The 825-nt window shown below is 59.8% G+C and carries 1 protein-coding gene and 1 pseudogene; both read right to left on the reverse strand.

Annotation, left to right across the window (positions count from 1 at the left end):
• The coding region (locus EN935_RS38305) for an ABC transporter permease subunit (RefSeq protein WP_164771836.1) at positions 1–399 on the reverse strand (399 nt) is incomplete at its 3' end.
• Positions 400–479: 80 nt separating this feature from the next.
• Positions 480–825, reverse strand: a pseudogene (locus EN935_RS38310) (amino acid ABC transporter substrate-binding protein); the annotation flags it as partial.

An 825-nucleotide genomic window follows, 5' to 3' on the forward strand; every position in this document is an offset into this window, starting at 1 on the left:
GAAGAAAACCTGGAGGATCAGCGGGATGTTGCGGAAGATGTCGACATAGGTTCGGCCGAGCAGTCGCGCCAGATCGTTCGAGGACGTCCGCGCCAGACCGACGATCGTTCCCACGATGGTCGCCAGTATCAGGCCGACGCTGCCCAGGAAAAGCGTGTTGATGATGCCGATGAGGAAGTACCACCAATAGGGATCGTTGGCCGTGGCGGGCAGCAGCGAGAAATTCACATCCCAACCCGTCGACTTGAACAGAAAGTCGAATCCGGAGGTGATCCCCTGGTCAGCGAGGTTGCGGCGGGCGATCACGATGCCGGCAAGCACCATCGCGGCGATAGAGCCGACATAGAGGACCTGCAACAGTGCGTTGCGGACCTTTTGATTTCTCAGCAGGCTGACCATCCAAAGATCCTTGCCGAATTGTCGCCGGCCCCGCCCGGCAGGTGCCGGGCGGGGCCCAAAGCGGGTGAGTTAAGAACGGATCAGTCGATCACCAGCGGGAACAGGACACCGCCATTGTTCCACAAATTGGTCAGCTCGCGGTCCATCTTGTAGGGCGAGTCCTTGCCGAGGTCGCGCTCGAAGATTTCGCCGTAATTGCCGACGTTCTTGATCACCTTGTAGGCCCAGTCGTCATCGAGACCGAGACCCTTGCCCATGCCTGGCGTGACGCCGAGGAACTTGGCGACTTGCGGCGAAGTCGGCTTGGCCTTGATCTCGTCGACGTTCTTGGAGGTGATGCCTTCCTGCTCGGCGAAGATCAGGGTGCTCAGCGTCCAGTTGGCGATGTCGACCCAATTGTCGTCGCCTTGCCGCATGATCATGACC

It is taken from the genome of Mesorhizobium sp. M7D.F.Ca.US.004.03.1.1 (assembly GCF_003998635.1).
Lineage (GTDB): Bacteria > Pseudomonadota > Alphaproteobacteria > Rhizobiales > Rhizobiaceae > Mesorhizobium > Mesorhizobium loti.